Origin of the sequence: Streptomyces sp. NPDC059582, assembly GCF_042735715.1 — a bacterium.
Lineage (GTDB): Bacteria > Actinomycetota > Actinomycetes > Streptomycetales > Streptomycetaceae > Streptomyces.
In genome coordinates, this window is the sequence record NZ_JBHWCC010000067.1 from 1 (window position 1) to 17,670 (window position 17,670).

A 17,670-nucleotide genomic window follows, 5' to 3' on the forward strand; every position below is an offset into this window, starting at 1 on the left:
TGGTGGTACGCGGTGGTATGGGGGGGGGGGGGTTGTGGGTGGCCCCCGGGGGTTGGTTGTCCCCCCCCCAGGTCCCCTCGGGCGCCACCTCTCACGACGCCGTGCCGACGGCCGCCGCCCCCTCTGCGGAGGGGGCGGCGGCCCCGGCCGGGGACGCGAACCAGACCACCGCTCTGGTGGCCCAGCTGGACCAGGTGCGTACGGCGCTCGGCGAGCGCACGGCGGACCTCCAGCGGCTCCAGGCCGAATACCAGAACTACCGCCGTCGGGTGGAGCGTGACCGGATCGCGGTCAAGGAGATCGCGATCGCGAACCTCCTGACCGAGCTCATGCCCACGCTCGACGACATCGGCCGCGCGCGGGAACACGGCGAACTGGTCGGCGGATTCAAGTCCGTCGCGGAGTCGCTGGAGACCGTCGCGGCGAAGATGGGCCTTCAGCAGTTCGGCAAGGAGGGCGAGCCCTTCGACCCGACGATCCACGAAGCCCTGATGCACAGTTACGCGCCGGACGTCACCGAGACGACCTGCGTGGCGATCCTGCAGCCCGGGTACCGGATCGGCGAGCGGACCATCCGCCCCGCGCGGGTGGCGGTGGCCGAACCCCAGCCGGGGGCACAGGCGGTCAAGGCCGAGGACTCGGCCGAGACGGCCGACGACAAGGAGAGCGGTGGCCCGGACGAGGGCTGACGCCGGCACCGGGACGAGGGAGGAGGGACGTCGAGGATGAGCACCAAGGACTTCATCGAGAAGGACTACTACAAGGTTCTCGGCGTCCCCAAGGACGCCACCGAGGCCGAGATCAAGAAGGCGTACCGCAAGCTCGCCCGCGAGTTCCACCCGGACGCCAACAAGGGCAACACCAAGGCGGAGGAGCGCTTCAAGGAGATCTCCGAGGCGAACGACATCCTCGGTGACCCCAAGAAGCGCAAGGAGTACGACGAGGCCCGCGCGCTCTTCGGCAACGGCGGCTTCCGCCCGGGGCCGGGCGCGGGCGGCGGCAACTTCAACTTCGACCTGGGCGACCTCTTCGGAGGTGGCGCCCAGGGAGGCGGCGGCGGGGCCGGCGGCTTCGGCGGCGGCATCGGTGACGTGTTCGGAGGCCTGTTCAACCGGGGTGGCGCGGGCACCGGCACGCGCACCCAGCCCCGGCGCGGCCAGGACATCGACACCGAGGTCACGCTGAGCTTCACGGAGGCGATCGAGGGCGCGACGGTCCCGTTGCGGATGACCTCGCAGCAGCCGTGCAAGGCCTGCTCCGGCACCGGCGACAAGAACGGCACCCCGCGGGTGTGCCCGACCTGCGTCGGCACCGGCCAGGTGGCGCGGGGTTCCGGCGGCGGGTTCTCGCTGACGGACCCCTGCCCGGACTGCAAGGGCCGCGGTCTGATCGCCGAGCACCCCTGCCTGGAGTGCAAGGGCAGCGGCCGCGCCAAGTCCTCGCGCACCATGCAGGTCCGTATCCCGGCGGGCGTCACCGACGGGCAGCGGATCCGGCTGCGCGGCAAGGGCGCGCCCGGCGAGCGGGGCGGCCCCGCGGGCGACCTGTACGTCGTGGTGCACGTCGACTCCCACCCGGTGTTCGGCCGCAAGGACGACAACCTCACCGTCACCGTCCCGGTCACGTTCACGGAGGCGACGCTCGGCGGCGAGGTCCGGGTCCCGACCCTCGGCGGCCCGCCGGTGACGCTGAAGCTGCCGCCGGGCACCCCGAACGGCCGCACGATGCGCGCCCGCGGCAAGGGCGCGGTCCGCAAGGACGGCACCCGCGGCGACCTGTTGGTCACCGTCGAGGTGAGTGTTCCGAAGGACCTGTCGGGGAAGGCTCGTGACGCACTGGAGGCGTATCGCGAGGCGACCGCGGGTGAGGACCCGCGGGCGGAGCTGTTCGAGGCCGCGAAGGGAGCTTGAGAGTGATGGACGGCCGCCGGCGTAACCCGTACGAACTGACCGAGGAGACCCCGGTCTACGTCATCTCGGTGGCGGCCCAGCTCTCCGGCCTGCATCCGCAGACGCTGCGCCAGTACGACCGCCTGGGCCTGGTCTCCCCGGACCGCACCGCGGGCCGGGGCCGGCGCTACTCGGCCCGTGACATCGAACTGCTGCGCACCGTACAGCAGTTGTCGCAGACCGAGGGCATCAACCTGGCCGGCATCAAGCGCATCATCGAACTGGAGAACCAGGTCGCCGCGCTCCAGTCCCGGGTCGCGGAGATGGAAGCGGCTCTGGACGGCGCGGCGGCCGCGATGCGGCAGCGTGAGGCCGCGGTGCACGCCTCCTACCGACGGGACCTGGTCCCGTACCAGGAGGTCCAGCAGACGAGTGCGTTGGTGGTGTGGCGGCCGAAGCGGCAGCAGTCCGACTGACCGGCCGCCCCGGCCGGCGCCCCGCCGATCCAGGAGAGGCCCGGAGGTTCAGCCGAATCTCCGGGCCTCTCCCGTGTGCTGTGGCCCGCGCGGGTCAGCGACCGACGAAGAAGTCGACGGTCGCGCTCTGCTCGCTCTGGCGCCCGTAGACGTCCACGGCGTGGACGGTGGCCGTGCACGGACCGTTGTAGGGCGAGGTCCAGCTGATGGCACCGGTGGTGGACAGCGAGGTGCCGCTCGACCCGCAGGCGCCGCTGATCTCCCAGGAGTAGCCCCGCAGCACCCGGTCCTTGTCACCCGTGCCGGGCGCGGCCGTGACCTGGACGGGCGAGCGGCGGGGAGCGCCCGAGGAGACCAGCGTCAGCAGCGGAGCGGCGGGTCCGGTCGCGGTGGCCGGGGAGAGCCGGTCGACGGCCGCCTGCGCCGAGGGGACCGACTCCGCGCCGGTGCCGTCGACGGTGGTGACGAGGTAGTACGCCGTGCCGCGCGGCGCGGACGTGTCCTCGTAGGAGGACGCCGTGGCGTCGGGGGCGCCGATCAGGGACCAGCCGCCGGTGGCGGACGTGCGGCGGTAGACGCGGAAGCCGGAGACGTCCTGCGCGCCGGGGTCCGAGCTCCAGACGACGGACGTCGACGCGTCGGACGGCGTGCCCTGGACCCCGCTCGGGGCGGGCAGGGCCGAAGCGGCGGGGAGGGTGACCGCGACCGGCAGGGAGGCCGGTCCGACGTTCATCGCGGTGTCGACGGCCCGCACGGTGTACCGGTACGCCGTGCCCGGCTCCGCCAGGACATCCGTGTAGGACGTCCCGAACACCGTCTCCGGGCCGTCCGGGTCCTGTTGGCCCTCCGGCGCCCCCCACACCTCGTAGTGGTGGACGTCCTTCGCCGAAGACGCCTGCCAGAAGAGGGAGTTGCCCGCCGTGGTGCCGAGCGCCGTCAGGCCGGTGACCTGCGTCGGCGCGGTCCGGTCCACGGTGACGACGGTCCGGTCCACCGAACCGGCCGACTCGTTGCCCACCTTGTCGTAAGCCCGGACCTGGTACATGTACGTCTCGCCGGTCGGCGGCAGAGCCGCGTCGGTGTACGAGGTGGCCGTGGTGGACGCCAGCCGGGTCCAGGCGGTGGCCGCACCGGACGCCGGACGCCGGTAGACCCGGTACCCCGCGAGGTCCATCTCCTGGTTCTTCGCCCAGGTGAGCCGGGCCGCGCCGGTCGCCTGGGTGTACGTCAGGGCGGGGGCCGTCGGGGCGAGCGGCTTCACCTTGTCGACGCCCGCGGAGGCGCGGGGCGTGTACGCGAACTTGACGTTGGCGTTGCCGGTCCAGTTCACGTAGTCGACGCGGACGGTGTGGCGGCCCTTGGGCAGGGTGAGGTTGACGGCCTTGGACGTCGTCGTCGAGCCGTTCTTCCAGAGGTCGACCTTGCGGGAGCTGTCGACGTAGACGCGGATGCCGTCCTGGGCGGCGACCGAGAGGGTGAAGGGGCCGCCGGAGCCGAAGTCGCGGGTGACGCTCCAGCGGACCGCGAAGTTGTTCGTCGGCAGGCCGGAGGCGGGGGCCTTGGCGCCCCACTTCTCGTCGATCGCGCTGTCACAGTCGGTCTTCTTCGCCGTGCCCGAGAAGGTGGTGTTCGCGAAGAACTGCCGTTTGTACACCGGTGAGGTGCAGCTGACGGCCGCCGACGCGGGGGCGGCGACGGCCGTGAACAGGCCCGCGGTGGTGGCGAGGACGACCGTGGTGGCCGTGAGGGTGCTGGTTCTCATGCTCGTTCTCTTGCTCGTTCTCATGCGTGGTGCGGGAGGGACGCGGCCCAGTCGACGTTCGAGAAGGCTTCCGTGCCGTCCGCCGCGACGACCGAGATCACGTAGTGGTTGGTCGTGCCGGTCGGCGCGTCCAGGTCCAGGTAACGGGTGGTGGTGGGGGCCAGGGGCACGTCGGTCAGACGGGCCCACCGACCGGCCGCGCGGTCCCAGCGGTAGACGTGGACGCCGAGGGAATCGGCCGCGTCGCAGTCGATCGACAGGATGCCGGCGCCCGTGGAGGTGGCGTCGCTGTAGAGCCAGCAGGGCGCGGTCTCGGCCGGGATCTCCGAGGGCGTGAGGTCGAGCTGGGTGACGTCGGTCCCGGCGATGGTGGGGCTCCACTCGCCGCCGATCTCGTCCTGGTACGTCAGGGAGTTGCCGTAGCGGTCGACGGCGACGACGAAGTAGGTCCGGCTGTCGCCGTGCGCCCGGTAGGGGCCGTCGAGGTACTCGCTGGTGCCGGCGTCGACCCGGTCCACGAACTCGTGGGTGTTCGAGTACGGGCTGAGCCGGTAGACCCAGTACTCGTCCAGGTCGGCCACCGTGGCGTCGTCCCAGTCGAGCTTGACGCCGTACTCGAGGGGTTCGGCGCGCAGGCCCGTGACGGGCGGCGGCGGGACCTCGTCGCCCGACGTGGTGATGGTGACCTCGGCGGAACCGGTGGACCACAGGCCCGCGGTGTTCTGGCGGTGCAGCTTGTAGTGGTACGTCTCGCCGTGCCGTACGTCGTTGTCGTGGCAGCTGCGGATCGTGTTGCCGTCCGCGTCGGTGCTGGTCCGGGGCGTGTTGCAGCGGGCGAGCGTCCACTGGCGGGAGCCGTCCGCGGAGGCCGCCGAACGGTAGACCCGGTAGTCGGCCGTGTCGCCGCCCGCGGGCTCCTTCCAGGTGACCTCCACACCCCAGTCGGGAGAGGAGAGGGTCACGCCGGAGGGCACGGTGATGGTCGGCGTCGCGTGCGCGATCGCGGAGTCGGCGGTGTTCCCGGCCGTGTCGACCGCGCTGACCTTGTACTCGTACTCCTTGCCGTACTGCACCGGGCTGTGCCGGTAACTGGTGGCGGTGGTCTCGGTGAGCAGGGTGTAGCGGGCCGCCGAGGCCAACTTGCCGTAGACCTGGTAGCCGACCGCGTCCGCCGACGCCGTCCAGGACAGCTCGTTGGCATCCTGCGTGGCCGTGGCGGTCAGGACCGGCGTGCCGGGCGGGGTGACGTCGGGGGAGGGGACCGGCCCCTTGCCCGCCGCGCCCGTCGACTCGTTGCCGGCCTTGTCGTAGGCGCGGACCTGGTAGTAGTACCTCTGGCCCGTGCACGGCGGGCGGTCGGCGAAGGCGAGCTGGGTGGTCGTGCCGACCTTCGTCCAGGTGCTCGTGCCCTCGGCCTGACGGTAGATCCGGTAGCCGGCGAGGTCCATTTCCTGGTTGCGCGTCCACACCAGGTACGCGACCACCTCGGTCGGCGACTCCGGGACGTAGTCCCACGTGACACCGGCCGGCGTACGCGGCCGGACCTTGTCGACGCTCGCCGAGGTGTTGGGCGTGTAGGTCAGCTTGACGTTGGCCGAGCCCGTCCAGTTGGCGTAGTCCACGCGCAGGGTGTGCTTGCCCGCCGGGATCGTGACGTTGACGGTCTTCTTCGTCGTCGTCGAGCCGTTCTTCCAGAGGTCGACCTTGCGGGAGCTGTCGACGTAGACGCGGATGCCGTCCTGCGCGGCGGCCGAGAGGGTGAAGGGGCCGCCGGAGCCGAAGTCGCGGGTGACGGTCCAGCGGACGCCGAAGTTGTTCGTCGGCAGGCCGGACGCGGGGGCCTTGGCGCCCCAGTTCTCGTCGATCGTGCTGTCGCAGTCGGTGCGCTTCGGGGTGCCCGAGAAGGCGGTGTTCGCGTAGAACTGCCGCTTGTACACCGGTGAGGAACAGGTTGTCGCTGCGGACACGGGGGCCGCGGCGGTGGTGAGGAGGCCACCGGCGGTGGCGAGCACGACGGCGGTGGCGGACGCCGTGGACGTGCGTCGTCTGGCTGGGTTCATTCGGTCCTCTGGTCGAGATCGGGACGGCAGTTCTGGCCCGCCGGGATCGGGGCGGTGTTCTGGTCCGTCCCGATCACGACTCGTGAGGGGGCGGGTTGGTTGTACGGATCTTTGCCTACGCGTGAACTCCCCTTGGGTGGAGGGTCCGTAACGAGCATTTGGAGGCGTATTCGCAGCGTGTTCACGACTGGCTCCGAGCTAAGCGGAGCGTGATGTTGCTATCTCGTTAAGTAGTTCCGCTTGACGGCGATGGTTGCCGACGCGTTGGCTTTTCAGACACCTGGGTCACCATGTCGCACCCATGTCCGGAACACACCTGAAGTGAGTCCCCGAATGCGTCGTATCGCCATATCCGTGGCCGCGTCCACCATGACCCTCTCGCTGGCCGGTTGCGGCATGCTCGACGCGACGGGGGGCACCGCCGACGCGAGCCCGAGGAAGGGCAACGACATCACGGTCGGTGTGCTGATGCCGGAGAAGACGAACACGCGCTACGAGGTGTTCGACTACCCCATCATCAAGAAGAAGGTCGCCTCCCTCACCAACGACCAGGGCAGGACGACGTACGCCAACGCCGCTCAGGACGCGGACGTGCAGGCGACCCAGATGCAGAAGATGATCGACGACAAGGTCGACGTCATCCTGCTCGACGCCGTCGACTCGCACGCCATCCGGGGCATGGTGCAGAAGGCCAAGGACGCGAGCATCCCGGTCATCGCCTACGACCGGCTGGCCGAGGGACCGATCGACGGATACGTCTCCTTCGACAACGAGCTCGTCGGCGAGGTGCAGGGGCGCACCCTGGCCGAGAGACTGGGCAGCGCCTCCAAGAAGATCGTCATGGTCAACGGCTCGCCCACCGACCCGAACGCCAAGCAGTTCAAGCAGGGTGCGCTCTCCGAGCTCAACGGCAAGGTGACCATCGCCGAGACCTACGACATCAAGGACTGGAGCCCGGAGGGCGCCCAGGCCGACATGACCAAGGCGATCGACAAGATCGGCAAGAACAACATCGCCGGTGTCTACTCCGCCAACGACGCCATGGTCGGCGGCATCATCAAGGCCCTGGAGGCCGCGGGTGTCTCCGAACTGCCGCCGATCACCGGCCAGGACGCGGAGCTCGCGGCGGTGCAGCGCATCATCGCCGGCGAGCAGTTCATGAGCGTCTACAAGTCGTACCCGGAGGAGGCCGAGGCCGCCGCCGAGATGGCCGTCGCCAAAGTCCAGGGGCACGACATCCAGTTCGACGCCCTCGCCTCGGACAAGGTCGACAGCCCGACGGACAGCAAGATCCCCGCGCAGCTGGTGACCGTCGTCGCCCTGACGAAGACCAACATCGAGGAGACCGTCGTCGCGGACGGCATCTACAAGGTGTCGGACATCTGCACCGCGAAGTACAAGGCGACCTGCACGTCGCTCGGCCTGAAGTAGCCGGCCGGGAAGTAGCCGGCCGGGAAGAGGCCGGCCGGGAAGGGGCCGGGAGGGACCGTCCTCACCAGCCCATGAGCGGTTTCATCGGGATGAGCACGCCGTCGGCGGCGTGCTTCACCGGGGCGCTGTTCATGAAGCCGGCCGGGTCGCGGTCGCCCGAGACGCGCACGCCGGTGACCTTCGCGTCGCGCGGGACGTCGTACCAGAGCTCGACCTCGATGAGGTCGTGGCCGCCGATCTCGACCTGGTCGTGCTGACGTCGTACGGCCATCGCGAAGGTGTCGGTCCGGCCGCGACGGCCGGCGACGCCCGCCAGGCGCTGCCGTGCGACGACGTACGTGTGGAACTCGGGGGACCTGTTCTCCACCCGCAGCCGGACGGCGCAGAACCGGCCGTCCGGCTGACCTTCGCTGTGCGACCCGGCGACGGCCGTCAGGTCGCAGCGCAGGGACAGCAGGGTGAAGGTGAGATGCCCGTCCTGGTAGGCCCGGGAGGGCCGTTGTGAGGCCGTGGAGGGCGACGGCGCGGCCGGACTCCCGCCGCCTGCGTCGCAGCCCGCGAGGGCCGGTGTCAGCGCGGCCAGTGCCGTCATCGCCAGTGCCGTCGGCACACGCCCCGTCCGCATGGCCGAATTCTCCGGCGTCCCGCGCGGAAAGGGGAGGGGGAGCACGGCACTCCGGTACGGCCGCGCCGCCCCGCCGGCCGTGCCCGCCGTCCATCGCTCTGCCGTCCGCGCTTGCCGCGCCCACTGTGCCTGCCGTGCCGTCCGCGCTTGCCGCGCCCACTGTGCCTGCCGTGCCCACTGTGCCCACTGTGCCTGCCGTGCCCGCCGCGACTGCCGTGCTCGCGGTCCGGCATCGCCCCCGCGGTCCTGCGGCTCCCGCCGTTCCCGCCGTGCTCGCCGTCCGGCGTGAGGGGACGTCAGGCGGGACGTGACGCGGCCGACCCTGCGGGATCTCCGGAAGCTCACGTGCGGGGAGGGGTGCCGGAGGCGCGCGTTCGGCCCCGGCCGGACGAGGGTGTCCAGCCGGGGCCTGCATGGGTAACCGTTACCCGTGGCGAAGCGGGTTCCACGATGCACCGGCGGGGTACGGAACACCACCATCAGCTTGTTGCAACGCGACGGGCGGAGGTAGGCGGATAGCAGGGCGAACCGGCTGTTTCTCACGGTCGCGGCGGGAGGAGCCGTGTTGCGGAGCAGGTCCGCTCCGCGCATAGTGGCGGCTGCGGAAGAGGCTGGAACCGGGGGTGGGATGGGCGATGGCCGGGCACGGGACGGAGGAGCATCCACACGGTGCCGACCGACTGTGCGGAGCCGGGGATCGCGTGTATTCCCGGGCCGTACGGCGCGGTCGGGTGCGGCGTCGTGACGCCGATCCGGTGCCCTGCCTCCTGGAACTCGCCCTGCTGCACCCGGACCCCGACGACATGGACTGGCTGGTGCCGACGGCACCGCAGGAGGTCATGACGCGGCTGCTGCGCGCGGTGCACGACGAGGTCAGCGTGAGCCAGCGGCGGGTGGGCGCGGCGGTGGCGGCCGTCGAGTGGTACGCGGGCCTGGGCGGCCGGCTGCCGTCCTCGGGCACCGAGGGCAGCGCGATCCGGGTCCTGGACGGCCTCTCCCGTATCCAGACGGCGATGGACGAGGCGACGGAGGCGTGCACGACGGAGGTGCTGACGGTGCAGCCGGGCGGCATCCGCCGTGAGGCCGAACTGTCGGAGGGCCTGCACCGGGCGCTGACGCTGCGCGGGCGCGGGGTGCGCATGCGCGACCTGTACAACCATGTGGCCCGGCACGGCCAGGGTCTGCTCAACTACCTGGAACTGATGGGCGACACGGTCGAGGCGCGCACCCTCGACGAGGTCATCGACCGCCTCATCCTCTTCGACCGCACGGTCGCCTTCATCCCCGCCAACGCCGACCACACGATGGCCCTGGAGCTGCGTCACCCGGGCCTGGTCGGCTACTTCGCCACGGTCTTCGAACGCCTCTGGCGGCTGGCGATCCCGCTCACCGCCCCCCTGCCCGACACCGGCATCGAGGGCATCTCCCACCGCGAACAGTCCATCGCGGCCCTGCTCGCCGAGGGCCACCAGGACGCGGTGATCGCCGAACGCCTCGGCATCAGCGTGCGCACCTGCCGCGCCCACATCGCGCGCCTGTCGGAGACGCTGGGCGCGGCGAGCCGCACCCAACTGGGTGTCCGGATAGCTCAGGTGGGCCTGGACGGCGCCACGCACACCCCCGAGGTCCCCCGCCTCAGTCTTCCCGATCAAGGATCCCCGACCGCCCTATGAGGTAGCCGAGCTGCGCGCGGCTGTCGCTGCCGAGGATGGCGGCGAGTTCGGCGATGTGGACCCGGGCGGTGCGGATGTTCAGCCGAGGCGGCCGGCGATGACGGCGTCGGTGTGGGACGCGGCCCTCGCGCAGGGCCTGTTCGTACAGCTTCGCGCCGGCCCCGCACAGGTTCTCCACGCCGTGCGCCGGGTGCGGTGCCGTCACTCGGGCTCCGGTCCGGTGGCGCACTGCTCCTGCGGCGCGTGGGCGGGCGCTTGTGTGGTCACGAACGGCTCTCCCCCTGGTTCAGTGCTCCCGCTCCAGGATTCCCGACTGGGCTATGAGGAAGCCGAGTTGGGCGCGGCTGCCACTGCCGAGGGCCTGGGCCAGCTTGGCGATGTGGGCGCGGCAGGTGCGCACGTTCATGCCGAGACGGCGGGCGATGGCCTCGTCGACGTGCCCCTCGATGAGGAGTTTGGCGATGGAGTGCTGGATGTCGGTGATGCCGTCGGGGGCGGTCTCGTACGGGGTGCCGACCCGGAGGGGTACCGCACGCGTCCACATGAAGTCGAAGACCTTGATCAGGTAGCGGACCAGGCCGGGGTGGCGTAGCTCCAGGGCGACCTGCCGGTCCTCCCGGACGGGGATGAAGGCCACCGTCTCGTCGCAGATGATGAGGCGCTCGACGAGTTCGTCGATGGTGCGGACCTCGACCTTGCCGGTCGAGATCTGGTCGACGTAGGCCAGCGTCTGGGGGCTGTGCCGGGCGGTGTGCTGGTACAGCGTGCGCAGCCGGACGCCCCGCTCAAGAAGCGGACGGTCGCGTTCCAGGCCCTTCAGGAGGTTGCTCTCCAGACGGCGGCCGCCGGGCTGCACGGCGAGCACCTCGGTGTGGGACTCGGAGGTGGCGATGTTGAGCGCCGCGTTGATTCGGTCCCGGCCTTCCAGCACAGTGATGGAGTGCGTGGTTCCGGTGTTCTGGGCGCTGGCGGCCATGAACGGCTCGAAGGCGTCGGCCAGTTCGACCGAGAGTCGCCTGCGTTCCGTGATCTCCCGCTCCAGGGGGTGGAGATGCTGGGCCAGGGCGACCGTCGGCGGCACCGGCCGCAGCCAGTTGACGTCGTCGGGATCCGGGTGCAGGAGGCCGAACTCCATCAGGCAGGGAACGTCCGCCACGTCCGTCCGAGGCACGCGACCAGCGCGAAGAGCACTGGCGTAGACGCGACCGCCTTCGTCGCAGAGTTCGGTTATCGCATGGGGATGTGCCGCTTGCATACCGTTTGTCCCCAATTCTCCACCCCCCAGGGTCCTGAACATGCAGGAACATGATGCATCGATTGTGTGGCCATGACGTGCCCGAATGAGCCATCGTCTTATCCGACGGGGGAAGAGGAGACCATCGAGTGAGGACGAAGCCGACTATGCGTAAGAGAATGCTTCGCTCGGTACTTGCCGCTGCTCTTTCCGCCGTCGTGGTGTTCGGGGCCGTGAGCGGCCTGGCCGGCAAGTCGAGTGACGTTCATGCGGACAGTGGTTCGATTGCGGTAGTCGTCGGGGTGGACCACACCGACGACACTTCCTGGGACTGATCGTGATGACCACCCCACCCGACGACCGCTCCTTCCGCCGCGAGATGGCCACCGCCTATCGCTCCGGATGGCACTTCATCGACCTGGTCACCGCCATCCCCCACAGTGGTGACTCGCTGATGGTGACCGTCTTCGGAGAGCCGGTGGTGGTCACGCGGGACGAGGACGAGGACGTACGGGCGTACCGGTGTCTGCGGCGGCCTCGGGGGGCGCCGCAGCCCGTGCGGTGTGCTATCCGGTACGGAATGATCTTTGTGAATCTCGACCAGCGGGACCACCGGCTTGCGGAGCCGGACATCCCGGATATCAGGACCATATCGGCCACCCCCCGCAGTGCCTGACGCGATTCCCCCGTCGTAACAGATCGCGCAGGTACTTCCCCCCGCAGCGGCGTCACCGTGACCTGAACACGGTGACGCCGCTGCAGTTTTACGGGATATTTCGGGGTATCGGCTCGCTGCGGGCTGACCGAAAACCGTCACTCGCGACCCGCCGTCCACCCGTCTCCGCCCCTTCGGCCCCCACGGCCCCACCCCTTCGGTCACTTCGGCCTCCCTCGTCGCCTGCGTCAGCCCCGCCCCATCGCCCGGGTCAGCTCGATCTCGATCACCACGCGGGCCGGGTTCGGCGCGGGCACGCGCGCGTAGCGCTCGGCGTAGCGCCGCTCCGCCTCCGCGACCCGTTCCGGATCGGTGCGGACGAAGGCCCGGCCCTCCAGCGTCGCCCAGCGGCGGCCGTCCACCTGGCACACGGCGACCGGCGCGCCCGCCGGGCCCGCGGCCCGTACGTTTCCGGCCTTCGCGCTCGCCGTGTTCGTGATCACCCGAGCCAGACGCGCCTCGGGGTCGTATGTCACCCCGACGGGCACGACGTGCGGGGTGCCGTCCGGGCGTGCTGTCGTCAGGGTGCACAGGTGCCGTTCCCGCCAGAAGGCGACGTACGACTCGTCCGGGGTGCCCGGGTCCTGCGGATATGCGGCCATGTCCGGGAACTTAGCCGTTCCGCCTCCCGGACACCGCCTTGAGTGGAATAGACTCAACTTTGTGTACGTTCTGTGGGTCAGCAATGGATGACGCGCCGGACGCACCGCGAGACCCACTGCGAGACGCACTGGACGACACGACACGGCAGAAAACCGACGCCAGGAGGAGAACGCGAACGTGGACGCCGAGCTGACCAACAGGAGCCGGGACGCCATCCACGCGGCCGGCACCCGGGCCGTTTCGGAAGGGCATGCGGACCTCACCCCTGCCCACCTGCTGCTCGCGCTGCTGGCCGGGCAGGACAACGAGAACATCATCGACCTGCTGGCCGCCGTCGACGCCGACCAGGCCGCCGTGCGCACCGGCGCCGAGCGGGTGCTCGCGGGGCTGCCCAGCGTGACCGGCTCCACCGTCGCGCCCCCGCAGCCCAACCGCGAGCTGCTCGCCGTCATCGGCGACGCCCAGCAGCGCGCCGCGGAGCTCGGCGACGACTACCTCTCCACCGAACACCTGCTGATGGGCATCGCCGCGAAGGGCGGCGCGGCCGGGGACGTACTCTCCCAGCAGGGGGCCGGGGCCAAGCAGCTTCAGGCGGCCTTCCAGAAGACGAGGGGAGGGCGCCGGGTGACCACCGCGGATCCCGAGGGGCAGTACAAGGCACTCGAGAAGTTCGGGACCGACTTCACCGCCGCCGCGCGGGAGGGCAAGCTCGACCCCGTCATCGGACGGGACCAGGAGATCCGGCGGGTGGTGCAGGTGCTGTCGCGCCGCACCAAGAACAACCCCGTCCTCATCGGTGAGCCCGGCGTCGGCAAGACCGCCGTCGTGGAGGGGCTGGCGCAGCGCATCGTGAAGGGGGACGTGCCCGAGTCCCTCAAGGACAAGCGGCTGGTCGCGCTCGACCTCGGGGCCATGGTGGCCGGGGCGAAGTACCGGGGCGAGTTCGAGGAGCGGCTGAAGACGGTCCTCGCCGAGATCAAGGACTCCGACGGGCAGATCATCACCTTCATCGACGAGCTGCACACCGTCGTGGGCGCCGGGGCCGGCGGGGACTCCGCCATGGACGCCGGCAACATGCTCAAGCCCATGCTGGCGCGCGGTGAGCTGCGCATGGTGGGCGCGACGACCCTCGACGAGTACCGGGAGCGGATCGAGAAGGACCCGGCCCTGGAGCGGCGGTTCCAGCAGGTGCTGGTCGCCGAGCCGACCGTCGAGGACACCATCGCCATCCTGCGCGGCCTCAAGGGACGCTACGAGGCCCACCACAAGGTCCAGATCGCCGACAGCGCGCTGGTGGCGGCGGCGACCCTGTCCGACCGGTACATCACCTCCCGCTTCCTGCCCGACAAGGCCATCGACCTCGTGGACGAGGCCGCCTCCCGGCTGCGCATGGAGATCGACTCGTCCCCCGTCGAGATCGACGAGCTCCAGCGGGTCGTCGACCGGCTGAAGATGGAGGAGCTGGCGATCGGCAAGGAGACCGACGCCGCGAGCCGGGAGCGCCTGGAGAAGCTGCGCCGCGACCTCGCCGACAAGGAGGAGGAGCTGCGCGGCCTCACCGCCCGCTGGGAGAAGGAGAAGCAGTCCCTGAACCGGGTCGGCGAACTGAAGGAGAAGCTCGACGACCTGCGGGGCCAGGCCGAACGCGCCCAGCGCGACGGCGACTTCGACACCGCCTCCAAGCTGCTGTACGGCGAGATCCCGACCTTGGAGCGCGACCTGGAGGCCGCCTCGGCGGCCGAGGAGGAGGTCGCCCGGGACACCATGGTGAAGGAGGGGGTCGGCTCCGACGACATCGCGGACGTCGTCGCCTCCTGGACCGGGATCCCGGCGGGCCGGCTGCTGGAGGGCGAGACGCAGAAGCTGCTGCGCATGGAGGACGAGCTCGGCAAGCGGCTCATCGGCCAGTCCGAGGCCGTACGGGCCGTCTCCGACGCGGTACGGCGCAGCCGAGCAGGCATCTCCGACCCGGACCGGCCCACCGGTTCCTTCCTCTTCCTCGGTCCGACCGGCGTCGGCAAGACCGAGCTGGCCAAGGCCCTCGCGGACTTTCTCTTCGACGACGAGCGGGCCATGATCCGTATCGACATGTCGGAGTACGGCGAGAAGCACAGCGTGGCCCGGCTGGTCGGAGCCCCGCCCGGCTACGTCGGCTACGAGGAGGGCGGCCAGCTCACCGAGGCGGTCCGCCGCCGCCCGTACAGCGTCGTCCTGCTCGACGAGGTGGAGAAGGCGCACCCGGAGGTCTTCGACCTCCTGCTCCAGGTGCTGGACGACGGCCGCCTGACCGACGGTCAGGGCCGCACGGTCGACTTCCGCAACGTCATCCTGGTGCTCACCTCGAACCTCGGCAGCCAGTTCCTGGTCGACCCGCTCACCGGGGAGGCGGAGAAGAAGGAGCAGGTGCTGGAGGTGGTCCGGGCTTCCTTCAAGCCGGAGTTCCTCAACCGGCTGGACGACCTGGTCGTCTTCTCGGCCCTGTCCAAGGAGGAGCTGGGCCGGATCGCCCGCCTCCAGATCGACCGCCTGGCCAAGCGGCTGGCCGAGCGCCGGCTGAACCTGGAGATCACCGATGAGGCCCTGGCCTGGCTCGCCGACGAGGGCAACGACCCGGCCTACGGTGCCCGGCCGCTGCGCCGCCTGGTGCAGACCGCCATCGGCGACCGCCTCGCCCGGGAGATCCTGTCCGGCGAGGTCAAGGACGGCGACACGGTCCGGGTGGACGCCTTCGGCGACGGCCTGATCGTGGGCCCGGCGACGGGGAAGACGCTGTAACGCCGGAGCGCGGTGACGCTCAGTACGTGGACGCCTCGAACGTGACGAGGGCGGTGCCTCCCGCGGGCCCGCCCTCGTAGCGCACGCTGACGTCCACGTCGTACGCGCCCGTCGTGCGCTCGTCGTCCGGGTCGTTGCGCAGGTAGGCGCACACATCCACGTCCCCCTCCCCGTACGCCGCGCAGGACGCCGGGCGTTCGGCGGTGGGGAACGACGTGGCCAGCCACTCCGTCACCGCGGAGCGCGGCATCCGGAACGAGCCGTCGTACGCCTGGCCGCCCCAGGTGTACGACGTGCACTTCGCCGCGCTCGCGCCCGCCGGCATCGAGGCGCCCGCGAACGTCATGGCCTCGTCGCAGCCGACCTCGCTGACCGTGCCGGGCGGGTCGTCGCTGGACGACGCGAGGCTGCGCGCCTCCCAGACGAACCCCACGCCTACCACGACCACGAAGGCCAGGCACAGCCACCACAGCCCCCACCACACCTTGCGCACCCGCGCCACCCCCTGACGTCCCGATGACCAGATCATGACGGTCCGTGTGACAGACCCCCTCCGGGGTTGCCACTCCCCGCCTCGCATGGGAGAGGATGGCAGAATCCGTACGAAGGGAAAATCACGGTGACCATCGACCCGTCCTCGATTCCGAACTTCGGGGGCCAGCCCGAGCCGCAGCCGCAAGGACCGGCGGGCCCCGTCGTCCCGGATCAGGACCTCGTGAAGCAGCTCCTCGACCAGATGGAGCTGAAGTACGTCGTGGACGAGGAGGGCGACCTCGCCGCTCCGTGGGAGCAGTTCCGCACCTACTTCATGTTCCGCGGCGAGGCCGACCAGCAGGTCTTCTCGGTACGGACGTTCTACGACCGGCCGCACAAGATCGACGAGAAGCCCCAGCTGCTGGAGGCCATCGACGACTGGAACCGTCGTACGCTCTGGCCCAAGGTCTACACCCACACCCACGACGACGGCACCGTCCGCCTCATCGGCGAGGCCCAGATGCTGATCGGCACCGGAGTCGCCCTCGAGCACTTCGTGTCGTCGACGGTCAGCTGGGTTCGGGCCGCCATCGAGTTCGACAAGTGGCTCGTGGAGCAGTTCGGCCTGGAGCAGGAGGTCGACGGTACGGAGGAGCCCGGGGACGACGAGGAGTAGTCCGCCCCAGGACCTACAGCGGCGTGCGCGCGACCACCACCAGGTACGCGCCGTAAGCGAACGAGAGCCCGGCCAGGGCGCCGACCACCACGGTCGCGTGCCAGGGCCGGGCTCTCGCCGTCCGCACCAGCGCCCGCGCCGGCGGCAGCAGCAGCGGGAAGGCGGGCAGCAGGAAACGCGGCTTGGACGCGAAGAAGCCCGAGCCGCCGAGGGCGACCAGAAGCAGGACGCCGCTGTAGACGACGAGGGGCAGCGGGGCGCGGTCGACGAGGAGGAGGACGTAGAGCAGCACCGCCGTCGCCACGATCACCAGCGTCATCGGGAGGACGAAGCGGTGCCCGTGCAGCAGCAGGTGCCGGACGAAGCGCAGCGCGCCGACGCCGAGGTCGAAGCGCGAGCCCCACCGGCGCTGCACCGCGAAGTAGCCGCCGAACAGATCCCCCGTACGGCGGCCCACCCACAGGACGTACGCGCTCCAGCCGAGCGGGGCGAGCGCGGCGCCTGTCCACAGCCTGTGGGAAACCCCGCCGAGCCGCCGCCGTTCGCGCCAGACCTCGCAGGCCGCCGCGGCGAGGACGGCCGCCGCCACCGCGAAGCCGTTGGGCCGCGACAGCCCCGCCAGCGCGGCCAGCGCCCCCGCCCACAGCCAGCGCCGGCGGAGCACCGCGTACAGCGACCAGGCCGCGAACGCCGTGAGCACGGGTTCCGTGTACGCCATCGACAGCACGACCGAGTGCGGGAGCAGCCCCCACAGCAGCACCAGCGCGGCGGCGACGGCCCGGCCGTACAGCAGGGCGCCGCACCGGTGGATCCCGCAGGCCGCCACCACGGCCGCCAGCCATGACACCACCAGGCCCGCCGTGCCCGCGTCGAACGGGCCGAGCGCGGTCAGCCCCCGCACCAGCGCCGGGTAGAGCGGGAAGAACGCCAGGTCGCTGTGGACGACCCCCGGGCGCACGTCGAGGGTGCGGCCGTAGCCCTGCGCGGCGATCCCCAGGTACCAGAGGGAGTCCCAGGACCGTTCCAGCAGCGCGAGCGGCTGCCGTCCGGTGGCCCAGGCGGTCACGGCGAGCACGGCCGCGCCGGTCAGCCGGGCGGCGGCGAACAGGCCCACGGCGGTGCCGGCCGCCGCGAGCAGGGGCAGCCGGGGGCGGGCGCGGCCCCGGGTCCCGGGCTCCGGCACCGTGGAGCGGGCGAGGGCGGAGGTGCTGGCGTGGCTCACACCCCGCACCCTGCAAGGGCGGGGTGGCGCGCGCGAGCAGGGCGCGGCCGAGCGG

The 17,670-nt window shown here is 71.0% G+C and carries 15 protein-coding genes and 1 pseudogene; 8 read left to right on the top strand and 8 right to left on the bottom strand.

Annotation, left to right across the window (positions count from 1 at the left end):
• Positions 1-56: 56 nt before the first annotated feature.
• Genes grpE through ACFV0T_RS36980 form a run of 3 tightly spaced genes read left to right on the top strand, consistent with a single transcriptional unit; the run spans position 57 to position 2,365 of the window.
• A complete protein-coding gene (gene grpE / locus ACFV0T_RS36970) occupies positions 57-689 on the top strand; it encodes a nucleotide exchange factor GrpE (RefSeq protein ID WP_385789116.1) in 633 nt (210 codons plus the stop codon).
• A 36-nt stretch (positions 690-725) separates the two neighbouring features.
• A complete protein-coding gene (dnaJ, locus tag ACFV0T_RS36975) occupies positions 726-1,910 on the top strand; it encodes a molecular chaperone DnaJ (RefSeq protein ID WP_385789118.1) in 1,185 nt (394 codons plus the stop codon).
• A gap of 5 nt (positions 1,911-1,915) precedes the next feature.
• Complete coding sequence (locus tag ACFV0T_RS36980) at positions 1,916-2,365, top strand: heat shock protein transcriptional repressor HspR (protein ID WP_385789119.1); 450 nt, start codon at positions 1,916-1,918, stop codon at positions 2,363-2,365.
• A gap of 94 nt (positions 2,366-2,459) precedes the next feature.
• Here ACFV0T_RS36980 and ACFV0T_RS36985 read toward each other — a convergent pair whose 3' ends face one another.
• Both ACFV0T_RS36985 and ACFV0T_RS36990 read right to left on the bottom strand, forming a co-directional pair.
• Positions 2,460-4,127: a fibronectin type III domain-containing protein gene (locus ACFV0T_RS36985; protein WP_385789121.1), complete on the bottom strand. Its 1,668-nt coding sequence runs from the start codon at positions 4,125-4,127 to the stop codon at positions 2,460-2,462.
• Positions 4,128-4,147: 20 nt separating this feature from the next.
• Positions 4,148-6,187 (bottom strand): fibronectin type III domain-containing protein, encoded by a 2,040-nt coding sequence (locus tag ACFV0T_RS36990; protein ID WP_385789123.1) that lies wholly within the window; start codon positions 6,185-6,187, stop codon positions 4,148-4,150.
• 333 nt (positions 6,188-6,520) lie between these two features.
• On the opposite strand from ACFV0T_RS36990, the gene ACFV0T_RS36995 reads away from it, so the two are divergent.
• Entirely contained in the window at positions 6,521-7,618 is a 1,098-nt protein-coding gene (locus tag ACFV0T_RS36995) for a sugar ABC transporter substrate-binding protein (RefSeq protein ID WP_385789125.1), read from the top strand.
• 61 nt (positions 7,619-7,679) lie between these two features.
• Here ACFV0T_RS36995 and ACFV0T_RS37000 read toward each other — a convergent pair whose 3' ends face one another.
• Positions 7,680-8,243 carry a hypothetical protein gene (locus tag ACFV0T_RS37000; RefSeq protein WP_385789127.1) on the bottom strand — a complete coding sequence of 188 codons (564 nt, stop codon included), beginning with the start codon at positions 8,241-8,243 and terminating at the stop codon, positions 7,680-7,682.
• Positions 8,244-8,878: 635 nt separating this feature from the next.
• On the opposite strand from ACFV0T_RS37000, the gene ACFV0T_RS37005 reads away from it, so the two are divergent.
• Positions 8,879-9,916 carry a LuxR C-terminal-related transcriptional regulator gene (locus ACFV0T_RS37005; protein WP_385789129.1) on the top strand — a complete coding sequence of 346 codons (1,038 nt, stop codon included), beginning with the start codon at positions 8,879-8,881 and terminating at the stop codon, positions 9,914-9,916.
• On the opposite strand, the pseudogene ACFV0T_RS37010 reads toward ACFV0T_RS37005, so the two are convergent.
• Positions 9,879-10,030, bottom strand: a pseudogene (locus ACFV0T_RS37010) (helix-turn-helix transcriptional regulator); the annotation flags it as partial. The gene ACFV0T_RS37005 and the pseudogene ACFV0T_RS37010 sit on opposite strands and share 38 nt — an antisense overlap.
• A gap of 172 nt (positions 10,031-10,202) precedes the next feature.
• Positions 10,203-11,171 carry a helix-turn-helix transcriptional regulator gene (locus ACFV0T_RS37015; protein WP_385789131.1) on the bottom strand — a complete coding sequence of 323 codons (969 nt, stop codon included), beginning with the start codon at positions 11,169-11,171 and terminating at the stop codon, positions 10,203-10,205.
• A 319-nt stretch (positions 11,172-11,490) separates the two neighbouring features.
• Here ACFV0T_RS37015 and ACFV0T_RS37020 point away from each other — a divergent pair, with 319 nt between their 5' ends.
• Positions 11,491-11,826 carry a hypothetical protein gene (locus ACFV0T_RS37020; protein WP_385789132.1) on the top strand — a complete coding sequence of 112 codons (336 nt, stop codon included), beginning with the start codon at positions 11,491-11,493 and terminating at the stop codon, positions 11,824-11,826.
• Between the two features lie 227 nt (positions 11,827-12,053).
• Here the strand turns inward: ACFV0T_RS37020 and ACFV0T_RS37025 are convergent, their stop codons facing one another.
• Positions 12,054-12,467 carry a pyridoxamine 5'-phosphate oxidase family protein gene (locus ACFV0T_RS37025; RefSeq protein WP_385789134.1) on the bottom strand — a complete coding sequence of 138 codons (414 nt, stop codon included), beginning with the start codon at positions 12,465-12,467 and terminating at the stop codon, positions 12,054-12,056.
• A gap of 178 nt (positions 12,468-12,645) precedes the next feature.
• Between ACFV0T_RS37025 and clpB the strand changes: the two genes are divergently transcribed.
• Entirely contained in the window at positions 12,646-15,243 is a 2,598-nt protein-coding gene (clpB, locus tag ACFV0T_RS37030) for an ATP-dependent chaperone ClpB (protein ID WP_385789136.1), read from the top strand.
• Between the two features lie 19 nt (positions 15,244-15,262).
• On the opposite strand, the gene ACFV0T_RS37035 is transcribed toward clpB, so the two are convergent.
• Positions 15,263-15,772, bottom strand: coding sequence for a hypothetical protein (locus tag ACFV0T_RS37035; protein WP_385789138.1), 510 nt, complete (start codon positions 15,770-15,772; stop codon positions 15,263-15,265).
• Between the two features lie 90 nt (positions 15,773-15,862).
• Here ACFV0T_RS37035 and ACFV0T_RS37040 point away from each other — a divergent pair, with 90 nt between their 5' ends.
• Positions 15,863-16,393 carry a YbjN domain-containing protein gene (locus ACFV0T_RS37040; protein WP_385789139.1) on the top strand — a complete coding sequence of 177 codons (531 nt, stop codon included), beginning with the start codon at positions 15,863-15,865 and terminating at the stop codon, positions 16,391-16,393.
• Between the two features lie 13 nt (positions 16,394-16,406).
• Here ACFV0T_RS37040 and ACFV0T_RS37045 read toward each other — a convergent pair whose 3' ends face one another.
• Positions 16,407-17,615 carry a hypothetical protein gene (locus ACFV0T_RS37045; RefSeq protein WP_385789141.1) on the bottom strand — a complete coding sequence of 403 codons (1,209 nt, stop codon included), beginning with the start codon at positions 17,613-17,615 and terminating at the stop codon, positions 16,407-16,409.
• Positions 17,616-17,670: the final 55 nt, after the last annotated feature.